The organism is Plantibacter cousiniae (nom. nud.) (assembly GCF_977070315.1).
Map to the genome: position 1 here is coordinate 73,812 of NZ_CDRVEU010000016.1, position 17,680 is coordinate 91,491.

Below are 17,680 nucleotides of genomic sequence, written 5' to 3' on the forward strand. Positions count from 1 at the left end.
AGGTAAACTGCCGCCTCTTTTACTTATAACGATTCGCCTGATGCCCACGACGTTCAAAGAGATCCCACGCGAGCGCCCGGTCACGCCGTTGCTCGACCGAGCCGACACCCCGCACGGCCTGCGCCGTCTGGGCGAAGCCGAGCTGGAAACCCTGGCCGATGAACTGCGCCTGGAATTGCTGTATTCCGTTGGCCAGACCGGAGGGCATTTTGGTGCCGGCCTCGGGGTCATCGAGCTGACCATCGCGCTGCATTACGTTTTCGACACCCCGGACGACCGTCTGGTGTGGGACGTGGGTCATCAAGCCTATCCGCACAAGATCCTCACCGGCCGTCGCGCGCGCATGTCCACGCTGCGCCAGAAGGACGGGGTTGCGGCCTTTCCGCGTCGCAGCGAAAGCGAGTACGACACCTTTGGTGTCGGGCACTCCAGCACCTCGATCAGCGCCGCGCTGGGCATGGCGATTGCCTCGCGCCTGCAGGGCAGCGAGCGCAAATCGATTGCCGTGATCGGCGACGGTGCGCTGACTGCCGGCATGGCCTTCGAAGCGCTGAACCACGCGCCGGAAGTGGCGGCCGACATGTTGGTGATCCTCAACGACAACGACATGTCGATCTCGCGCAATGTCGGCGGGCTATCGAATTATCTGGCCAAGATTCTTTCCAGCCGCACCTACAGCAGCATGCGTGAAGGCAGCAAAAAGGTGCTTTCGCGCCTGCCCGGTGCCTGGGAAATCGCGCGGCGCACCGAAGAGTACGCCAAAGGCATGCTGGTCCCGGGTACGCTCTTCGAAGAGCTGGGCTGGAATTACATCGGTCCTATCGACGGCCACGACCTGCCGACCCTGATCGCCACCCTGCGCAATATGCGTGACCTGAAAGGCCCGCAGTTTCTGCATGTGGTGACCAAGAAGGGCAAGGGGTTTGCGCCGGCCGAAGTCGATCCGATCGGCTATCACGCCATTACCAAGCTCGAGCCGCTGAATGCGCCTGCCGCGCAGAAAAAGATCAGCGCACCGAAATACTCCGGTGTGTTCGGCCAGTGGATCTGTGACATGGCCGACGCTGACGCACGGCTGGTCGGCATCACGCCGGCGATGAAGGAAGGTTCGGACCTGGTTGCGTTCAGCGAACGCTTCCCCGAGCGCTACTTCGACGTGGCCATTGCCGAGCAACACGCAGTGACCCTGGCGGCCGGTATGGCGTGCGAAGGCAGCAAGCCGGTGGTAGCGATCTATTCGACCTTCCTGCAGCGTGGTTACGATCAGCTGATCCACGACGTCGCGGTACAGAACCTCGACGTGCTGTTCGCCATCGACCGCGCCGGGCTGGTGGGTGAAGACGGCCCGACTCACGCAGGCAGCTTCGACCTCTCGTACCTGCGCTGTATCCCCGGCATGCTGGTGATGACGCCGAGCGATGAAAACGAACTGCGCAAGCTGCTCAGCACCGGTTACCTGCATACCGGCCCCGCGGCAGTACGCTACCCACGCGGCACCGGCCCTAATGCGGTGATCGAGGCCAGTCTTGACCCGGTCGAGATCGGCAAGGGCGTTGTGCGGCGTCAGGGCCAGGGCGTTGCGATACTGGCGTTCGGCGTGCAACTGGCCGAGGCGCTGGTGGTGGCCGAGAAGCTCGATGCAACGGTGATCGACATGCGTTTCGTCAAGCCACTGGACGAAGCCTTGGTCAGCGAAGCTGCCGCCAACCACGAGTTGCTGGTCACACTGGAAGAAAACGCCGTCATGGGCGGTGCAGGTGCTGCGGTCAGCGAATTCCTGGCGCGCGCCAATATCCTCAAGTCGGTATTGCACCTGGGTTTGCCGGATGTCTACGTCGAGCATGCCAAGCCTGCGCAGATGCTCACCGAGTGCGGCCTGGATGCCCAAGGGATCGAAGCCGCGATCAATGAGCGACTGGCGCTGATTGGCTGACTGCCAGAGGTTCCTCACGCGCCTGGCGTGAGGAACGATCATCACCCGCCCTCGTGCAGCAATCCTGATAACATGCTGCGCACTTCGACACTGCCGCGATGCCAGCCGATGCCTCATGTGACCCGCTCCGCCTCCACGCCTGAATTGACCTCGTTGTTCGCCGCCTTGCAGCAGCACTTCATGCAGGTCGTCGTTCCGCTGTGGCAGGGTCCTGGCTGGAACGCACAATTGGCATTGCCTTACGAAGCACTCGACGCCGGCGATCAACCGTTGCCGCCGCAACGCTATCGCGCCATGGCCTGTGCCCGTCAGCTGTTTCTGTTTTCCAGCCTCATCGATCACGCACAAGTGCCGGATGCACGGGCGCGGGCCGGTGAATTGTTCCGCTCCCTGCAACAGCACTTCCACGATGCCGAGCATGGCGGCTGGTTCTACAGCATCGATCCACAGGGCAAGCCGCTGGATCGCCGCAAGGACCTCTACACCCACGCCTTCATTATTTTTGCCTGTGCACACTACTGGGCGAAAGCTCAGGACCCGCTGGCAGAGTCGGTGCTCAATGCAGCGCTCAACGTTGTGGCCGAACGCTTTGCCGACAACGACGGGCTGTACGAGGCGCAGCTCGATGAAGACTGGTCGATACTGGGCACCGGACCGTTGCAAAACCCCTTGATGCACCTGGCAGAGGCCTTTCTGGCCACCCTGTCGGTGCGTGCCGACCCTGCCACACAGGCTGCACTGGACGCGCTGGTTATCCACATGCAACGCCGTTTCGTCGATACGGCAACCGGCGTGATGCTGGAGAAGCCTCTGGGCGCTGTGGATAACTGGTACGAGCCAGGTCATCAGTTCGAATGGTTCTTCCTGCTGCAATCGTCCCCGGAACTGCACGGGCGCGAGCTGCATGAATCCATGACCCGCGCGTTCGTCTACGCTCAGGCGCAGGGTGTCGATCCTCACAGCGGGGCTGTGACGGCGATGCTGGCGCTCGATGGTACGGTGCGCGATGCCACCCAGCGTATCTGGGCCCAGGCGGAATACCTGCGGGCGATGGCCCTGCGTCCGGACTGCGAAGCGGCCTTGACCCGGCAGCTGTCGGCCTTCGAGCAGCGCTTTCTGCATGCCAGGGGCTGGAACGAGTGCATCGAGCCCGATGGCAGGGTCAGCCGCAGCGATATGCCGTCGACGACGCCCTACCACTTGGCCACCTGCTACATCGGCCTGGCAGATTTCGTCGAAAATCGCTTCGTCAGCGCATTCCCGCCGCCAACGCCGGCAGATAGCTGATCAGCCCCAGCTGATCGGACCGCATCTGCGCGGCCCGATCAGCACATCACTCAACCGCGGTTGCGATCAATCGCAAAGCCGGCCCAGGTCTGGCTGACTGGCATCAGTTCCAGGCTGTTGATGTTGACGTGCGCTGGCGTGTTCATGATCCAGAAGATGGTGTCGGCGATGTCCTGAGGCTGAATCGGCTCGGCACCTGCGTAGGTCGCATCGTACTTGGCCTGATCACCGCCGAAACGTACCAGCGAAAACTCGCTCTCGCACAGCCCTGGCTCAAGGTTGGTGACTCTCACGCCCGTGCCGATCAGATCGTTGCGCAGGTTCAGCGAGAACTGCCCGACAAAGGCCTTGGTACCACCGTAGACGTTGCCACCCGGATAAGGGTAGTTACCGGCGACCGAACCCAAGTTGACAATGCTCGCGCCGCGACCATGCGCGATCAGGCGTGGCAGCAGCAGACGCGTGGTGTAGACCAGACCTTTGACGTTGGTGTCGATCATGGTGTCCCAGTCATCCAGATCGCACTTGGGAGCAGGATCGATCCCCAGCGCCAGGCCGGCATTGTTGATCAGCCCGCGAATGGTGCCGAACTCTTCAGGCAAATCTGCGATGGCGCTCTCCATCGCCTTGCGGTCACGCACATCCAGCACCAGCGTATGCACCTTGGTCTGCTTCGACAGCTCGGCGCTCAAGGCATCCAGACGGTCCTTGCGTCGACCGGTCAGCACCAGCGACCAGCCCGCCTCGGCGAAACGGCGGGCACACGCCTCGCCAAAACCGGAAGTGGCGCCCGTGATGAATACAGTGGAAGTCATTTCATTCTCCTGACATGGCGCAAAAACAGCGCTGCCTGTTAATAAGTTTCTGGCAAGGGCAGCAGAATGCCCGTCAGCGGGACATCGATGCAACAACCGAGTGCATTTGTACAAAAAACAACCAACCCGGAGCAAGCCTTGCGCCACGGGCCTCGCAGGTACTTTTGCCCACCTTATCCACAGTCAGACCCACAATCTCTGGGGGCAAGTCAGTGGCGCTGGACATCACGTGTTTCGGGGCCTGCAGCGTATCAGGCGAAGTTTTTTCCTTGACTTTGCCCGACACTGACAAGAGGCCGGAAAGCGTCAGAAAACGGTGATGGCCTGTAGCCCAGACCCTATAACGTCCGGGGCAGTCTTTCCAAGGCTTGTTAACAGACTTATCCACAGGCTGCTCACCTGAAAACCCTGTATGAACGACCAGCCCCCATGCTGTTGACAAACGCCCCATCAGGCCGGTCGAAAACCACTGTGCGAAATTTAACCACTCTTCTACAGGCCTTATGCATAAAGGGCTGCAGGCAAATACTCCCAAGTTATTAACAGCCGGTTCCACAGTAAACCTGAACAAGTCAAAACGGTGACAAAACAACTATTTGCAGCGGTTTTATGTCGCACTTATCAGACGCGCCAAAATTGTTTTCCACAATTGCATACGACCGCGCCCCGGATGTTTGAGCATCCGGGGCGCGCGAAGAAAACGGCAGGGTTTTGACGAACTCAATGCCCGCCCAGATAAGCGTTCCTTACCTCTTCATTTACCAGCAATTCCTGCCCGGTGCCAGACAGGCGAATCTCGCCATTGACCATGACATAAGCCCGGTCGGACAGCTTGAGCGCATGGTTGGCGTTCTGCTCGACCAGGAAGATCGTCATGCCTGTGGCTGCCAGTTCACGCAGGGTCGAGAAGATCTGTTTGACGATGATCGGGGCCAGCCCCAGGCTTGGCTCATCGAGCAGCAGCAGTTTCGGACGACTCATCAGCGCGCGGGCGATGGCGAGCATTTGCTGCTCGCCTCCGGACATGGTCATGGCTCGCTGATTGCGGCGCTCCTTGAGCCTGGGGAACAGCTCGAACATGCGCTGCATGTCTTCGGCCGAATGCTTGTCGCCAATCGGAATGGTGCCCATCATCAGGTTTTCCTCGACCGACATGTCGGGAAAGACCCGCCGCCCCTCCGGCGACTGCGCAATACCGTTGGAGGCGATGTAATGCGAGGACTTCTGGGTGATATCGGTGCCCTGATAGATGATCTGCCCGCTGGCCGCGCGCGGCTGACCGAAGATCGACATCAGCAGCGTGGACTTGCCCGCGCCGTTGGAGCCGATCAGGCTGACCGTTTCGCCCTCGTTGATGTGCAGCGAGACTTTCTTCAGGGCCTGAATCGGCCCGTAAAACACATCGATCTCTTTCAGTTCGAGGATCGGCTTGCTCATACCAGCTCCTCTTCATCAGCGCCCAGATACGCGGCGATCACCTTCGGATCGTTACGGATCTGTTCCGGCCCCCCCATCGCAATCACGTTGCCATGGTCGAGCACCACAATATCGTCGGAAATCCCCATGACCATGCCCATGTCATGCTCGATCAGCACGATGGTCATGTCGTGCTCGTCACGCAGCAGACGGATCATGCCGCTGAGTGCCTCGGTTTCCTGCGGGTTGAGACCGGCAGCCGGCTCATCCAGGCAGATCACCTGCGGCCGCGTGCACATGGCTCGTGCAATCTCCAGACGGCGTTGCTGCCCATAGGACAACTCGCCAGCCAGACGATTGGCGCAGTCCACCAGGTCGACAACCTCCAGCCAGTAGAACGCGGTATTCAGCGCGTCCTCTTCGGCCTTGCGATAGCCCCTGGTATTCAGGATCCCGCTGATCAGGCTGCGGTTGACCCACATGTGCTGGGCGACCAGCAGGTTTTCGACCACCGACATTTCCTTGAACAGGCGAATGTTCTGAAACGTGCGCGCCAGCCCTGCCCTGTTGACCAGATGGGTGCCGCCGAACATCTTGTAGTACACCCGGCTGAGGAAGCTTTTCGGCGACACGAAGTCGGTCGCCTGGAACGGCTCGCCCAATAGCTTGATCACATTGGTGGTCTTGCCACGAGTGTGCAGTTCGATGCGTCCGCCAGTGGCCTTGTAGAAACCGGTCAGGCAGTTGAAGACCGTAGTCTTGCCCGCACCGTTGGGGCCGATCAGGGCGAAAATCGAATTGCGACGGACCTTGAGGCTGACGTCGCTGAGGGCCTTGATGCCGCCAAAGTGCATCATCAGGTGCTCTACGGAGAGAATCACTTCAGTGCTCATCGCGCAGCCCCCTCAGTCACCAGCGCGCCCTTGCGCGGTTTCACCCCGGTGCGGCTGATGCGAATCAGGCCGCGTGGTCGCCAGATCATCATCAGCACCATCAGAATCCCGAACAGCAGCACGCGGTACTCGGAGAAGCTGCGCAGCAGCTCAGGCGCAACGGTCAGCACAAACGCGGCGATCACCACACCGACGGTCGAGCCCATGCCGCCCAGCACCACAATCGCCAGAATCAGCGCCGATTCGAAAAAGGTGAATGAGGTTGGGTTGACGAAGCCCTGATAGCTGGCAAAAAACACACCGGCAAGGCCTGCGGTCGATGCGCCAATCGTGAACGCCGACAGCTTGACCAGCACGTGATTGAGGCCCATCGAACGACAGGCGATCTCGTCCTCGCGCAAGGCTTCCCAGGCACGCCCGATCGGCATGCGGGTCAGGCGATGCTTGATGAACAGCACCGCCAGCACGACCAGAAACAGCACGGCGTAGATGAAGATGAATTTCAGGTCAGGGTTGTAATCGAATCCGAAATATTCATGGATCGGCACCCCGCCATCCTTGGCGCGTCGGCCGAATTCCAGCCCCAGGAAGGTGGGCGCGGGCACCGGCACACCGTTCGGGCCGCCGGTGAACAACAGCCAGTTGTTCAGCACCAGACGAATGATCTCGCCGAACCCGAGGGTCACGATGGCCAGATAGTCACCATGCATGCGCAACACCGGGAAACCAAGAATGCATCCGGCCAGCGCCGCCGCAATCGCCGCCAGCGGTAACGCCGACCAGAAGCCCAGCCCCAGATATTGATAGCCCAGCGCCAGACCATAGGCACCGATGGCATAAAACGCCACGTAGCCAAGATCGAGCAGCCCCGCCAGACCGACCACGATGTTCAGCCCCAGGCCCAGCAGCACGTAGATCAGACCGAGGATGACCACGGTCAGAATGTACTTGTTGGCGAAAATCGGGAACACGATGGCAATCACGATCAGCAGCGGAATGATCCAGTACAGGCGCGATCGATGATCCGGTTTGAGCACATGCACACCGGAGTCGGAGCTTTCGAAGCTCTGGGAAACACGCAGGCCGCTGGGCGTCTGCAGAAACAGACTGAGCAGGAAGCGACCGATCATGACCACGCCCACCAGCCAGGCCACGCGGGTCGGTTGCAGGTTGAAGCTGTAGCCATCGAGCACGATCCCGACGATGGGGCCGAACACAATCAGCGCCAGCAACCCGGCAACCACGGCATCGATCAGACTCTTCTTGATGTCGACAGGTTTGGAAACAGGAACAGCAACAGGAACGGACATACTTATACCTTCGCCACGAGTGGGCGACCCAGCAGGCCTTGGGGACGGAAAATCAGGATCAGCACCAGCAGGCCGAAACTGAACACGTCTTTGTAATCGGAGTTGATCAGACCGGAGAACTGCGACTCGGCAACCCCCAGGATCAAACCGCCCAGCATTGCACCCGGCAACGAGCCGATCCCACCCAGCACGGCGGCAGTAAACGCCTTGATGCCGATGATGAAGCCGGCATAGAAGTCGAACGTGCCGTAATTCATGGTGATCAGCACACCGGCCAACGCCGCCATGGCCGCGCCGATGATGAACACATAGGAAATGACCCGGTCGGTGTTGATGCCGAGAATCGAGGCCATCTTGCGGTCTTGCTGGGTGGCCCGGCACATGCGGCCCAGCTTGGTGTACTTGATGATGTAGGTCAGCACGCCCATGCCGACGAAGGCGGCAATGAGGATGAAGATCTTGGTGTAGGTGATCTGCACGAAGCCGCTGCCGACTTCAAAGCGCCACGCACCTTCGAGCAGTGTAGGCACGCCTTGCTGGCGCGCACCCTGGCTGATCTGTGCGTAGTTCTGCAGGATCAGGGAAATACCGATAGCGCTGATCAGCGGCGCCAGACGGGTCGAGTTGCGCAGTGGCTTGTACGCCACGCGCTCGATGACGAAGCCGTAAACACCGGTCACCACGATGGTGAAGATCAGCGTACCGAGAATAAGGAACGGAAAGGATTCCAGTCCGAAGAAAGACAGAACCGCGAGGCCGATGGCGGCCAGGTAGGCGGAAATCATGTACACGTCGCCATGGGCGAAGTTAATCATGCCGATGATGCCGTAGACCATCGTATAGCCGATGGCGATGAGGCCATAGACAGACCCGAGGGTGAGTCCGTTGACCATTTGTTGCAGGAAGATTCCATCCATCACGCACGCTCACACAAAAAGGCAGCTCAGCACCCTGTCAGTCACGCCCTCGTGAGGCATGACCGACAGGTCCGAAAACGATAAAAGAGATGCAGGCTCGCTCCTGGGCGAGCCCATCATCGGATCAGCGCCTGACGCGCAGGGCCGACGCGAGGTCTATCTCACTTCTGTTTTTCGAGTTGCTTGTACTTACCGGCGGCGTCCCACTGGTAAACCACGTAGTCGGAGACTTTCAGGTCACCCTTGGCATCCCAGGCTTTCTCGCCCATGACGGTCTTGACCGGGTTGGCCTTGAGCCACGTGGCGGCTGCGTCACCCTTGTTGGACTTGGCACCATTGAAACCGGCCGCCAGGGCCTGTACCGAAGCGTACGCGTAGAGGGTGTAGCCTTCAGGCTCGTAACCGGCCTTGCGGAACTGGTCCACGACAGCCTTGCTGTCCGGCAATGCGCGCGGGTCAGCGCCGAAGGTCATGTACACGCCATCGACGTACTGTGCACCACCTGCAGTGGTCACCAGCTCGTCGGTCACGACGCCATCATCGGACATGAACTTGACGTCCTTGAGGCCCTGCTCGCGCATCTGACGAACCAGCGGACCGGCTTCCGGGTGCAGACCACCGAAGTACACGACGTCAGCGCCTACCGAACGAATCTTCGTGACCAGCGCACTGAAATCTTTTTCGCCACGGGTCAGACCCTCTTCGAGGATCGGCTTGACGCCCCGCGCGGTCAGTTGCTTGGCCGTTGCGTCAGCGAGGCCCTTACCGTAAGTGTCCTTGTCGTTGATAACGGCGACTTTCTTGCCTTTGAGCACGTCGACGATGTAGTCACCCGCAACGACACCCTGCTGGTCGTCACGGCCGCACATGCGGAACATCTCTTTCAGGCCACGTTCGGTCACGGCCGGGTTGGTCGAGCCTGGCGTAATGGCAATAACGCCAGCGTCGCCGTAGATCTCCGAAGCAGGGATGGTCGACGACGAGCAGAAGTGACCGACTACACCAATCACTTTTTCCTGATCCACCAGACGGTTGGCAACCGCCACGGCCTGCTTGGGCTCACAGGCGTCATCGCCCGCGACCAGTACTATTTTCTCCCCGTTGACACCACCTGCCGCATTGATCGCGTCGGCTGCTGCCTGCGCGCCCTTCATGTACTGCTGACCAAACGACGCGTTCGCGCCGGTCATCGGGCCCGCTACGCCGATTTTCACGTCCGCCTGTGCAAACGAAGACACGCCCAATGCAGTAGCCACTGCGATTGCCAGAAAACCTTTCCTGTAAAACGTATGCGACATAAGTGGTGCTCCTGAGGATATTTTTTTAGTTGGCACTTTCATGATCAAACAGATACAGAGTTGCTCAGAGCAAGGCGCGTGCCATCGCTTTTTAGTTGAGGGAGATGTCGTGTTCTTCGTGTCGATCCATCATGCAACGCCGCGCAACAGGGGCACTCTGGTTGCTTCGAGCACGCAAGGTGCAACCCCGGACGAAAAAAGAGCAACCCAAGCGTACTCGAGTAGCAACCAGCACATGCCGTGATGGGCAACCCACCTGTAACAGCACACGTCACCGAATTGCACACGCCCGGTGCGCGAACGCTACGAGACGCACCATTTGAGGCTAGCGGATTAAACGGGACCTGCTGCAGCCATCGTCAGATTCTGAAAAGCGCGTCACGCGGCGCCAGTAATAACCTCCCTGCATGCGCCCGACAAACGACCTTTAAGCGAGATATCATTCCGATAATTCATATTGCTTACGCCAGCCCCTTCGCGCCGCAAACAGAGAAGTCATCATGCTGAACAAACGTCATCTGCCCTCGATAGCCGCATTGCAATGCTTTGAGGCAGTGACCCGGCACCTGAGCTTCACGCGCGCGGCAGAAGAACTCAACCTGACCCAGAGCGCCGTCAGCAAGCAGGTCGCGCAACTCGAAGAGCTGGTTCAGCACCTGTTGTTCCAGCGCGTGCGCCGCCGTCTGCAACTGACGCCAGCCGGGGCGCTGTACCTGGCCGAAGTGCGCAAGATCCTGACCCAGATTGAGATGTCCACCCACTTCCTGCGCTCCTACGGCGGAGAAACCGAAGTACTGCGCGTCTCCACCCCGTCTACATTCGGCGCCCGCTGGCTGGTGCCGCGCCTCAAGGGCTGGCGCTTGCGTCACCCGCACATTCATCTGGACCTGATCAACGAGCAGGAATCCGATGATCTGATCAAAGGCCGTTGCGACGTGTCGTTCTATTTCGGCCAGGCCGCCACGCCCGGTGCAGAAAGCGTGAAGCTGTTCGGCGAGGAACTGGTGGCGGTGTGCGCCCCCGAAAGCCTGCCGGACGAGCCGCTCAGCGACCCGACCCAACTGAGCGAGCTGGTCCTGCTGCAGAATGCCTTCCGCCCCGAAGCCTGGCATGAATGGTTCGAAAGCCAGGGCTATCACACCGACCACAGCTATCACGGGCCGCGCTTTGAAACCTTCTATATGTGCATCCGCGCAGCCCAGGTTGGCTGCGGCGTTGCGCTGCTGCCACGCTTTCTGGTCGAGGAGGAACTGGCCGAGGGCAAACTGGTGATTGCCTGGGATTACGCATTGCCCAGCACTAACAGCGCCTACTACCTGTCCTATCCGGAACACACCGCCGACGTGCCCAAAATCCGGGTTTTTCTACAGTGGATGCTGGAACAGTTGGATCAACCCCCCGCTTAAGGGCGACAATGCACACCCATCCGGCCGTGAGCCTTCCATGGTGACAGACAGGAAGTCACGCGCCCCACTTTATCCGGCTGCTCTGGAGAGCCTGATTCAATGAGCGAGAGCGCCTTTTCCAATCGCATCGTGCAAAGCCTGCTCGATACCGATTTCTACAAGCTGACCATGATGCAGGCCGTCCTGCATAACTACCCGAACGTGGACGTCGAGTGGGAGTTCCGTTGCCGCAACGGGGAGGACCTTCGCCCCTATCTGGATGAAATCAAGCACCAGATCGAGCTGTTGTGCGAGCTGTCGCTAAGCCCTGAACATTTGGCTTTTCTGGAGCGCATCACCTTCATCAAACCGGATTTCCTGCGCTTTCTCGGGCTGTTCCGCTTCAATACCCGCTACGTGAAAACCACCATCGAGAATGACGAACTGTGCATTCGCCTGCATGGGCCGTGGCTGCATGTCATTTTGTTTGAAGTGCCGCTGCTGGCCATCGTCAGCGAAGTGCGCAACCGACATCGTTACCCGGATACCCTGCTCAGTCAGGCGCGGGATCGTCTGTATGACAAGTTCGAATGGCTGACCACGCATGCCACGGCAGATGAACTGGCCGAGCTGAAAGTGGCGGACTTCGGCACGCGCAGGCGGTTTTCCTATCGTGTGCAGGAAGAAATGCTTGGTGTCCTGAAAAACGACTTTCCAGGTCAGTTCGTCGGCACCAGCAACGTTCATCTGGCCCGTCAGCTGGACCTGAAACCCTTGGGCACCATGGCTCACGAATGGATCATGGCCCATCAGCAGCTGGGACCGCGTCTGATCGACAGTCAGATCGCCGCGCTCGATTGCTGGGTCCGCGAATACCGCGGCCTGCTGGGGATCGCGCTGACCGACTGCATCACCACCGATGCCTTCCTGAACGACTTCGATCTGTACTTCGCCAAGCTGTTCGACGGTTTGCGCCATGATTCGGGCGACCCGGTGAAGTGGGCCGAAAAATGCATCTCGCATTACCAGAAGCTCGGTATCGACCCGATGAGCAAGACGCTGGTGTTTTCCGATGGGCTGAACCTGCCCAAGGCGCTCGATATCTTTCGTGCGTTGCGCGGACGCATCAATGTCAGCTTCGGTATCGGCACCAACCTAACGGCCGACATCCCCGGCATTGCGCCGATGAACATGGTATTGAAAATGACCGCTTGCGCCGGTCAGGCCGTGGCGAAAATCTCTGACGAGCCCGGCAAGACGCAGTGCAAGGATCCGAACTTTGTCGCCTACCTGCGACATGTGTTCAAGGTGCCGGATTTGCCGAGCCCGGAAAAACCCGCTTGAATTGTCCTATTTACGAGGAGTGAATCATGCACGCCGTACAGCGCCAGATTGCTGAACAGCTCAAGGTCCAGCCACCTTTCGCGGACCAGAACGCGCTGCAGGCCGAGGTCGCCCGCCGCGTCAACTTCATCAAGGAGTGCCTGCAGAACGCACGGCTCAAGACCCTGGTGCTCGGCATCAGCGGCGGGGTCGACTCGCTGACGGCCGGCTTGCTCGCTCAGCGTGCGGTCAAGGAACTGCGTGAAAGCACGGGCGACAACGCTTATCGCTTCATCGCGGTGCGCCTGCCTTATGTGGTGCAAGCCGATGAGCACGAAGCCCAGGCCTCTGTCGATTTCATCGAGCCGGACGAGCGCCATACCATCAACATCGGCAGCAGCGTCAAGGCACTGGCCACCGAGGTGAAGGCGTTCGACGGACTTCCGGCGACCTCGGTGGATTTCGTGCTCGGCAACACCAAGGCGCGCATGCGCATGGTCGCGCAGTACACCGTCGCCGGGGCCTATCATGGGCTGGTGATCGGCACTGATCACGCGGCCGAAGCGGTGATGGGCTTCTTCACCAAGTTCGGCGACGGCGCATGCGACCTGGCACCGTTGAGCGGTCTGGTGAAAAACCAGGTACGCGCCATCGCCCGCCATTTCGGCGCACCGGAATCATTGGTCGAGAAAGTACCGACTGCGGACCTGGAAGACCTGTCACCCGGCAAACCGGACGAAGCCTCGCACGGCGTGACCTACGCCGAGATCGACGCCTTCCTGCACGGCGAGCCGGTGCGCGAAGAAGCGTTCCGGATCATTTGCGAAACCTACGCCAAGACTCAGCACAAACGCGAATTGCCGTACGCGCCGTGAGAGGGTGCGGAACGAGAGAGCCGCAACACTATCGTGCCCATGCTCCGCGTGGGTACGCCTTTCTGGACGCTCTGCGTCCTATCCGGAATGTAGGGCGCGGCGCAGATTGACGCAGAGCGTCACCCAAGGCATTCCCACTCTGGAGCGTGAGGAACGATGATCTCAACTCGTGCGACGCTCCTCACACGCCTCAAGGGACCTGTCGTTACTTCAGGGTCACAGCGCCTTTCATCATGCTGATGTGCCCGGGGAAGGTGCAGAAGAACTGGTATTCCTGTGCCGGGTCGAGCTTCGACACGTCAAACGTCACCGCGTCCTTTTCGCCAGCGCCGATGACTTTGGTGTGGGCGATGACGCGGCTGTCGTCCGGCTTCAAATAGTCCTTGTCGATGCCCGCCGCCATGCCGTCGGTGACGATTGCCTGGGTGTCGGCCTTTTTGCCCAGCACCCAGTTATGGCCCATGACATTCTTCGGCAGGCTGCCGGAGTGAGTCAGGTTGACGGTGAATTCCTTGCAGCTCTTGTCGATCTCAATGGCTTTGGTGTCGTACATCATTTGATCGGTCGAATCGACTGTGACCGAGCACTCGGCAGCCAGCAATTGACCACTGGCCAATGACAACAGCGAAATCGCTACAAGCTTGCGAATCATTTGAATCTCCAGGGCAGGACTTGATTAACGTAAAACTGATGTAAGAAGAGAGTGCCCGATCAGGGCCGGGGTTCCAAGAACGTGCGTCAAATGGTCCCGCGGACGCTCGCGACGGAGCGCCCTTCTGAAGAACGATTCACGGGAGCAGGTAATTAGGCGCTGACCGGCATCACCGTCACCCTCACCTCAGGATCATGCGTGCCGCCGCCCAGAATCACGCCACGCAACGGCGAGACATCAGAGAAGTCGCGCCCCCAGGCCAGGCTGATATGCTCCAGCGCAGGCTGCACATTGTTGGTAGGGTCGAAGTCCACCCAGCCAGAGGCCGGACAGAATACCGAGACCCAGGCGTGCGAGGCGTCGGCACCGATCAACCGGGGCTGGCCCGGTGGCGGCTGGGTCAGCAGATAGCCGCTCACATAGCGCGCCGCCAGGCCACGGGAGCGCAGACACGCCAGCATCAAGTGGGCGAAGTCCTGACACACGCCTCGCCGCCGCTCCAGCACTTCCACCAGCGGCGTGGCGACCTGAGTAGCCTCTTCATCGAAGGTAAACTCCTCGAAGATCTTTTCCATCAAGGCCTGCACACACAGCAACAATGGACGGCCCGGCGGGAAACAGACCTGCGAGAACTCGACGAATGAGCGCTTCAGGTGAACGTAGGGGGATTCGAAACGATAGCGGCAGGCCTCCAGAATATCTTCGGTCATCGGCTTGGCGCTGTATGTCAGCGCGCTGCGGGTCACTTCCCATTCGGGCGACAGATTGAAGTCCAGAAACGGCTTCTCCATCACCTCGATACGCAACCGCGCATTGACCTGCAATTCATCATGTGGACGCTCGAAGGCCAGACGGGTCAGCGGGTTGCCGAATACATCCAGCTCATCGCGACGCGTGGTGGGTTCAGGAAGAATCTCGAGCGCCTGCTCGGTGCAACGCTGCCAGGGACTGCTGCGCGGCCACAGGTGCGCCAGTTGCTGGGCCAACGAGACCGGGCTGTCGTACTTGTAATGTGTGTCATGGAAAATCTGGTAGAAAGCGTTCATCAGACAGACACCGTACGTTGGCTGACATCATCGACGTGGGCAAAATGGCGCAACGCCAAGCGATCGGACGCCAGGCCACTGCTGTCGCCAATGCTCTGCAGCAGGTCCGCCAGCCCGTCGAGTACGGCGTCGATACTGCTCTGGCCAAACAAAGGATTCTCCAGGCTGCCCAGATCGAACGCGGCAAGACGCTGCGCCAACACCGTCAGGCTGCTGTCACGTGGCGCATCGAACTCGTCGTTCAGGCGGCGCAACGAGCGCTGCACCAGCTTGAGCTGAAACAGCACCGCATGCGGGTTCTGCTCGTCGAGCAGCAACAGGTCCAGCACCGGAATCAGATGCGGCACCGCCATGTACCGCGAGCGATAGGTGATGCTGCTGTTGCCCAGCTCCAGCAACCACTCCAGCCCGGCCTGTTCGAAAACCACCAGCCCGCGCAAAAACGCCGACAAGCTGGTGCTGAGAAACTTCAGGCGCTCGATACGTCGCCCGATCATCAGGAAGCTCCAGCCTTCGTCGCGGGTCATGTCGTCCAGCGCAAAACCGGAGAGCGCTGCCAGCGACATCACCAGACGGTTGAGAAAATCCAGCAGTTCGCCGAAATCCGGCTCTTCGGTTTCCAGACTCAAGGCCTCGCGCTGCAACTCGACCAGCGCCTGCCAGTTTTCCTTGGATAACTTGCCACGCACTTGCGAAGCGGCCCACTGCAAACGCTGCAAATTGGCGCGCAGGCTGAACGGCCACTCGTCACCCATCAGCGCGACGAGCAGGCGATCCTTCAGCTCTTCGCCTTCCTGCGCCTCGGGCAGCATGCCCAGACTCTCGGCCAGCGCGACGGCGGCTTGCAGCGCAAGAGGGTCATCATCGTCGACGTAGCGCGTCAGCATGATGCGCAGCAGGCGCGCACTGTCGTCACAGCGCTCGCAGTAACGTCCGAACCAGAACAGGTTTTCCACCACCCGAGACGGCAGATAAGGGTCGCGACGGATCAGGTCGTAGACACCCAGCTTACGCTGGCCTTTCCACGGTTCGCCGAGGTGCGAGCGCTCGCCCAGCACCCAGGTGTCCTTGCTCGCCCCGCCACGCTGCATCGATACCACGTCGGCGTCGGCTTCAGCGGCCACTCGGGTCAAGCCGCCCGGCAGCACACGATAGCCATCAAGGCTGGCCACTGCATACACACGCATGCCAATGGCGCGCGGCTGTAAACCGGTGCCATCAGCCTGTAGCACCGGAGCATGGGACAACTGCGCCAGCTCCTGCGCGACGTAGGCATAGGGCCGCGACTGCATGCGCTGGGCAAGGGCCAGACGCTGCTCCTCATTCAAATCACGGCCAAACACCGGCGCGAAATGTTGCGAGGGGAACGCCGGCTTGATCAACAGATCCGGCAGTTTTTCCAGCGCCTGGGCCAGCACCGGCGGTTCTCCGCACCACCAGGTCGCCACCGAGGGCAGGATCAGATCCTCGCCGAACAGGTATTGACTGATTTTCGGCAAAAAGCCCAGCAGCCCCGGAGACTCAAGCACACCACTGCCCAACGCATTGGCGACCAGCACGTTGCCCTGACGCACGGCCTCAAGCAGCCCCGGTACACCCAGCGCGGAGTCGGTACGCAATTCCAGAGGGTCGCAGAAGTCATCGTCCAGACGGCGCATGATGGCGTGAACCCGACGCAAGCCGCTGAGGGTTTTCAGGTAGACCGTGGCATCGCGCACCGTCAGATCACCACCCTCGACCAGCGGATAGCCCAGTTGTCGCGCCAGGTACAAGTGTTCGAAGTAGCTTTCGTTGAAACGGCCCGGCGTCAGCAGGACGATCAGCGGTGCCTCGTTGCTGGTGGGCGCCTGACGGGCCAGCGTCTGCTGCAACGCGTCGAAGAAACCCGACAGGTGCCGGACCTGCAGGTCGCGATAGGTCTCCGGCAAGGCGCGCGCGACGCTTTGGCGGTTTTCCAGCGCATAACCGGCACCCGAAGGCGCCTGGGTACGGTCGGCAGTGACCCACCAGCGTCCGTCCGGGGTACGCGCCAGGTCGACGGCGTACATGTGCAGGAACGTGCCTTCAGGGGGCTTCACGCCCTGACACGGCCAGAGAAAGTTGTTGTGGCCAAACACCAGTTCGGCGGGCAGCAGGCCATTGGCGATCAGCGTCTGCGCGCCGTAAAGGTCCGCGAGCACTGCGTTGAGCAGCCGTGCACGCTGGGCAATCCCTGCCGCCACGTGCTGCCATTCATCCGCCGCAATGATGTGCGGTAACAGGTCCAGCTCCCACGGGCGATCGGCACCCTTGGGATCTGCATACACGTTGTAGGTGACACCGTTTTCCTGAATCTGCCGGGTCAGCAGGGCCTGGCGCTGGATCAGTTGCGCCGCGCTGCTGCGCCGCATGTGCTCGTACAGACGACGCCAGTGCGGGCGAACGGCTCCGTCGGCGTCGAGCATTTCGTGGTAAGTACCCTCGGACAGCGGGTAGTGGTCAAGCAGGTCGGGCATGGAAGGCTCGGCAGGCAACGTAAGGACTTCAGATT

The 17,680-nt window shown here is 60.3% G+C and carries 14 protein-coding genes; 5 read left to right on the forward strand and 9 right to left on the reverse strand.

From position 1 onward, the window contains the following. Positions 1-40 precede the first annotated feature (40 nt). Together dxs and ACW55A_RS25475 are read left to right on the forward strand one after the other, a co-directional pair. The gene (dxs, locus tag ACW55A_RS25470; protein WP_024662689.1) at positions 41-1,933 is read left to right on the forward strand and encodes a 1-deoxy-D-xylulose-5-phosphate synthase; all 1,893 of its coding nucleotides are present in this window, start codon (positions 41-43) and stop codon (positions 1,931-1,933) included. A gap of 117 nt (positions 1,934-2,050) precedes the next feature. After that, positions 2,051-3,220, forward strand: a complete 1,170-nt coding sequence (locus tag ACW55A_RS25475; protein WP_498811958.1) for an AGE family epimerase/isomerase — start codon at positions 2,051-2,053, stop codon at positions 3,218-3,220. Between the two features lie 50 nt (positions 3,221-3,270). Here ACW55A_RS25475 and ACW55A_RS25480 read toward each other — a convergent pair whose 3' ends face one another. From ACW55A_RS25480 to ACW55A_RS25505, 6 genes are all read right to left on the reverse strand, one after another. Then, the gene (locus ACW55A_RS25480; RefSeq protein ID WP_003431917.1) at positions 3,271-4,035 is read right to left on the reverse strand and encodes an SDR family oxidoreductase; all 765 of its coding nucleotides are present in this window, start codon (positions 4,033-4,035) and stop codon (positions 3,271-3,273) included. Between the two features lie 720 nt (positions 4,036-4,755). Beyond that, positions 4,756-5,472, reverse strand: coding sequence for an ABC transporter ATP-binding protein (locus ACW55A_RS25485; protein ID WP_004407872.1), 717 nt, complete (start codon positions 5,470-5,472; stop codon positions 4,756-4,758). Next, a complete protein-coding gene (locus ACW55A_RS25490; protein WP_003431920.1) occupies positions 5,469-6,344 on the reverse strand; it encodes an ABC transporter ATP-binding protein in 876 nt (291 codons plus the stop codon). Before ACW55A_RS25490 ends, ACW55A_RS25485 begins: the two co-directional genes overlap by 4 nt. After that, positions 6,341-7,654 carry a high-affinity branched-chain amino acid ABC transporter permease LivM gene (gene livM / locus ACW55A_RS25495; RefSeq protein WP_498811963.1) on the reverse strand — a complete coding sequence of 438 codons (1,314 nt, stop codon included), beginning with the start codon at positions 7,652-7,654 and terminating at the stop codon, positions 6,341-6,343. Before livM ends, ACW55A_RS25490 begins: the two co-directional genes overlap by 4 nt. 2 nt (positions 7,655-7,656) lie before the next feature. Then, positions 7,657-8,571: an ABC transporter permease subunit gene (locus ACW55A_RS25500; RefSeq protein ID WP_003366358.1), complete on the reverse strand. Its 915-nt coding sequence runs from the start codon at positions 8,569-8,571 to the stop codon at positions 7,657-7,659. A 161-nt stretch (positions 8,572-8,732) separates the two neighbouring features. Next, the gene (locus ACW55A_RS25505) at positions 8,733-9,869 is read right to left on the reverse strand and encodes a branched-chain amino acid ABC transporter substrate-binding protein (RefSeq protein ID WP_024662692.1); all 1,137 of its coding nucleotides are present in this window, start codon (positions 9,867-9,869) and stop codon (positions 8,733-8,735) included. Positions 9,870-10,369: 500 nt separating this feature from the next. Here ACW55A_RS25505 and ACW55A_RS25510 point away from each other — a divergent pair, with 500 nt between their 5' ends. The 3 genes from ACW55A_RS25510 to nadE all read left to right on the forward strand — a co-directional run bounded on the left by ACW55A_RS25510 (position 10,370) and on the right by nadE (position 13,452). Beyond that, entirely contained in the window at positions 10,370-11,275 is a 906-nt protein-coding gene (locus tag ACW55A_RS25510) for a LysR substrate-binding domain-containing protein (protein ID WP_003366356.1), read from the forward strand. Positions 11,276-11,374: 99 nt separating this feature from the next. Beyond that, entirely contained in the window at positions 11,375-12,598 is a 1,224-nt protein-coding gene (gene pncB, locus ACW55A_RS25515) for a nicotinate phosphoribosyltransferase (RefSeq protein ID WP_024662694.1), read from the forward strand. Between the two features lie 26 nt (positions 12,599-12,624). Next, complete coding sequence (gene nadE, locus ACW55A_RS25520; RefSeq protein WP_455809385.1) at positions 12,625-13,452, forward strand: NAD(+) synthase; 828 nt, start codon at positions 12,625-12,627, stop codon at positions 13,450-13,452. 205 nt (positions 13,453-13,657) lie between these two features. Here the strand turns inward: nadE and azu are convergent, their stop codons facing one another. From azu to ACW55A_RS25535, 3 genes are all read right to left on the reverse strand, one after another. Then, positions 13,658-14,104, reverse strand: a complete 447-nt coding sequence (gene azu / locus ACW55A_RS25525; RefSeq protein WP_003366351.1) for an azurin — start codon at positions 14,102-14,104, stop codon at positions 13,658-13,660. Positions 14,105-14,256: 152 nt separating this feature from the next. Beyond that, entirely contained in the window at positions 14,257-15,150 is an 894-nt protein-coding gene (locus ACW55A_RS25530; RefSeq protein WP_498811967.1) for a transglutaminase family protein, read from the reverse strand. Beyond that, positions 15,150-17,645, reverse strand: coding sequence for a circularly permuted type 2 ATP-grasp protein (locus ACW55A_RS25535; RefSeq protein WP_054081313.1), 2,496 nt, complete (start codon positions 17,643-17,645; stop codon positions 15,150-15,152). The genes ACW55A_RS25530 and ACW55A_RS25535 overlap by 1 nt, the downstream gene beginning before the upstream one ends. Positions 17,646-17,680 lie beyond the last annotated feature (35 nt).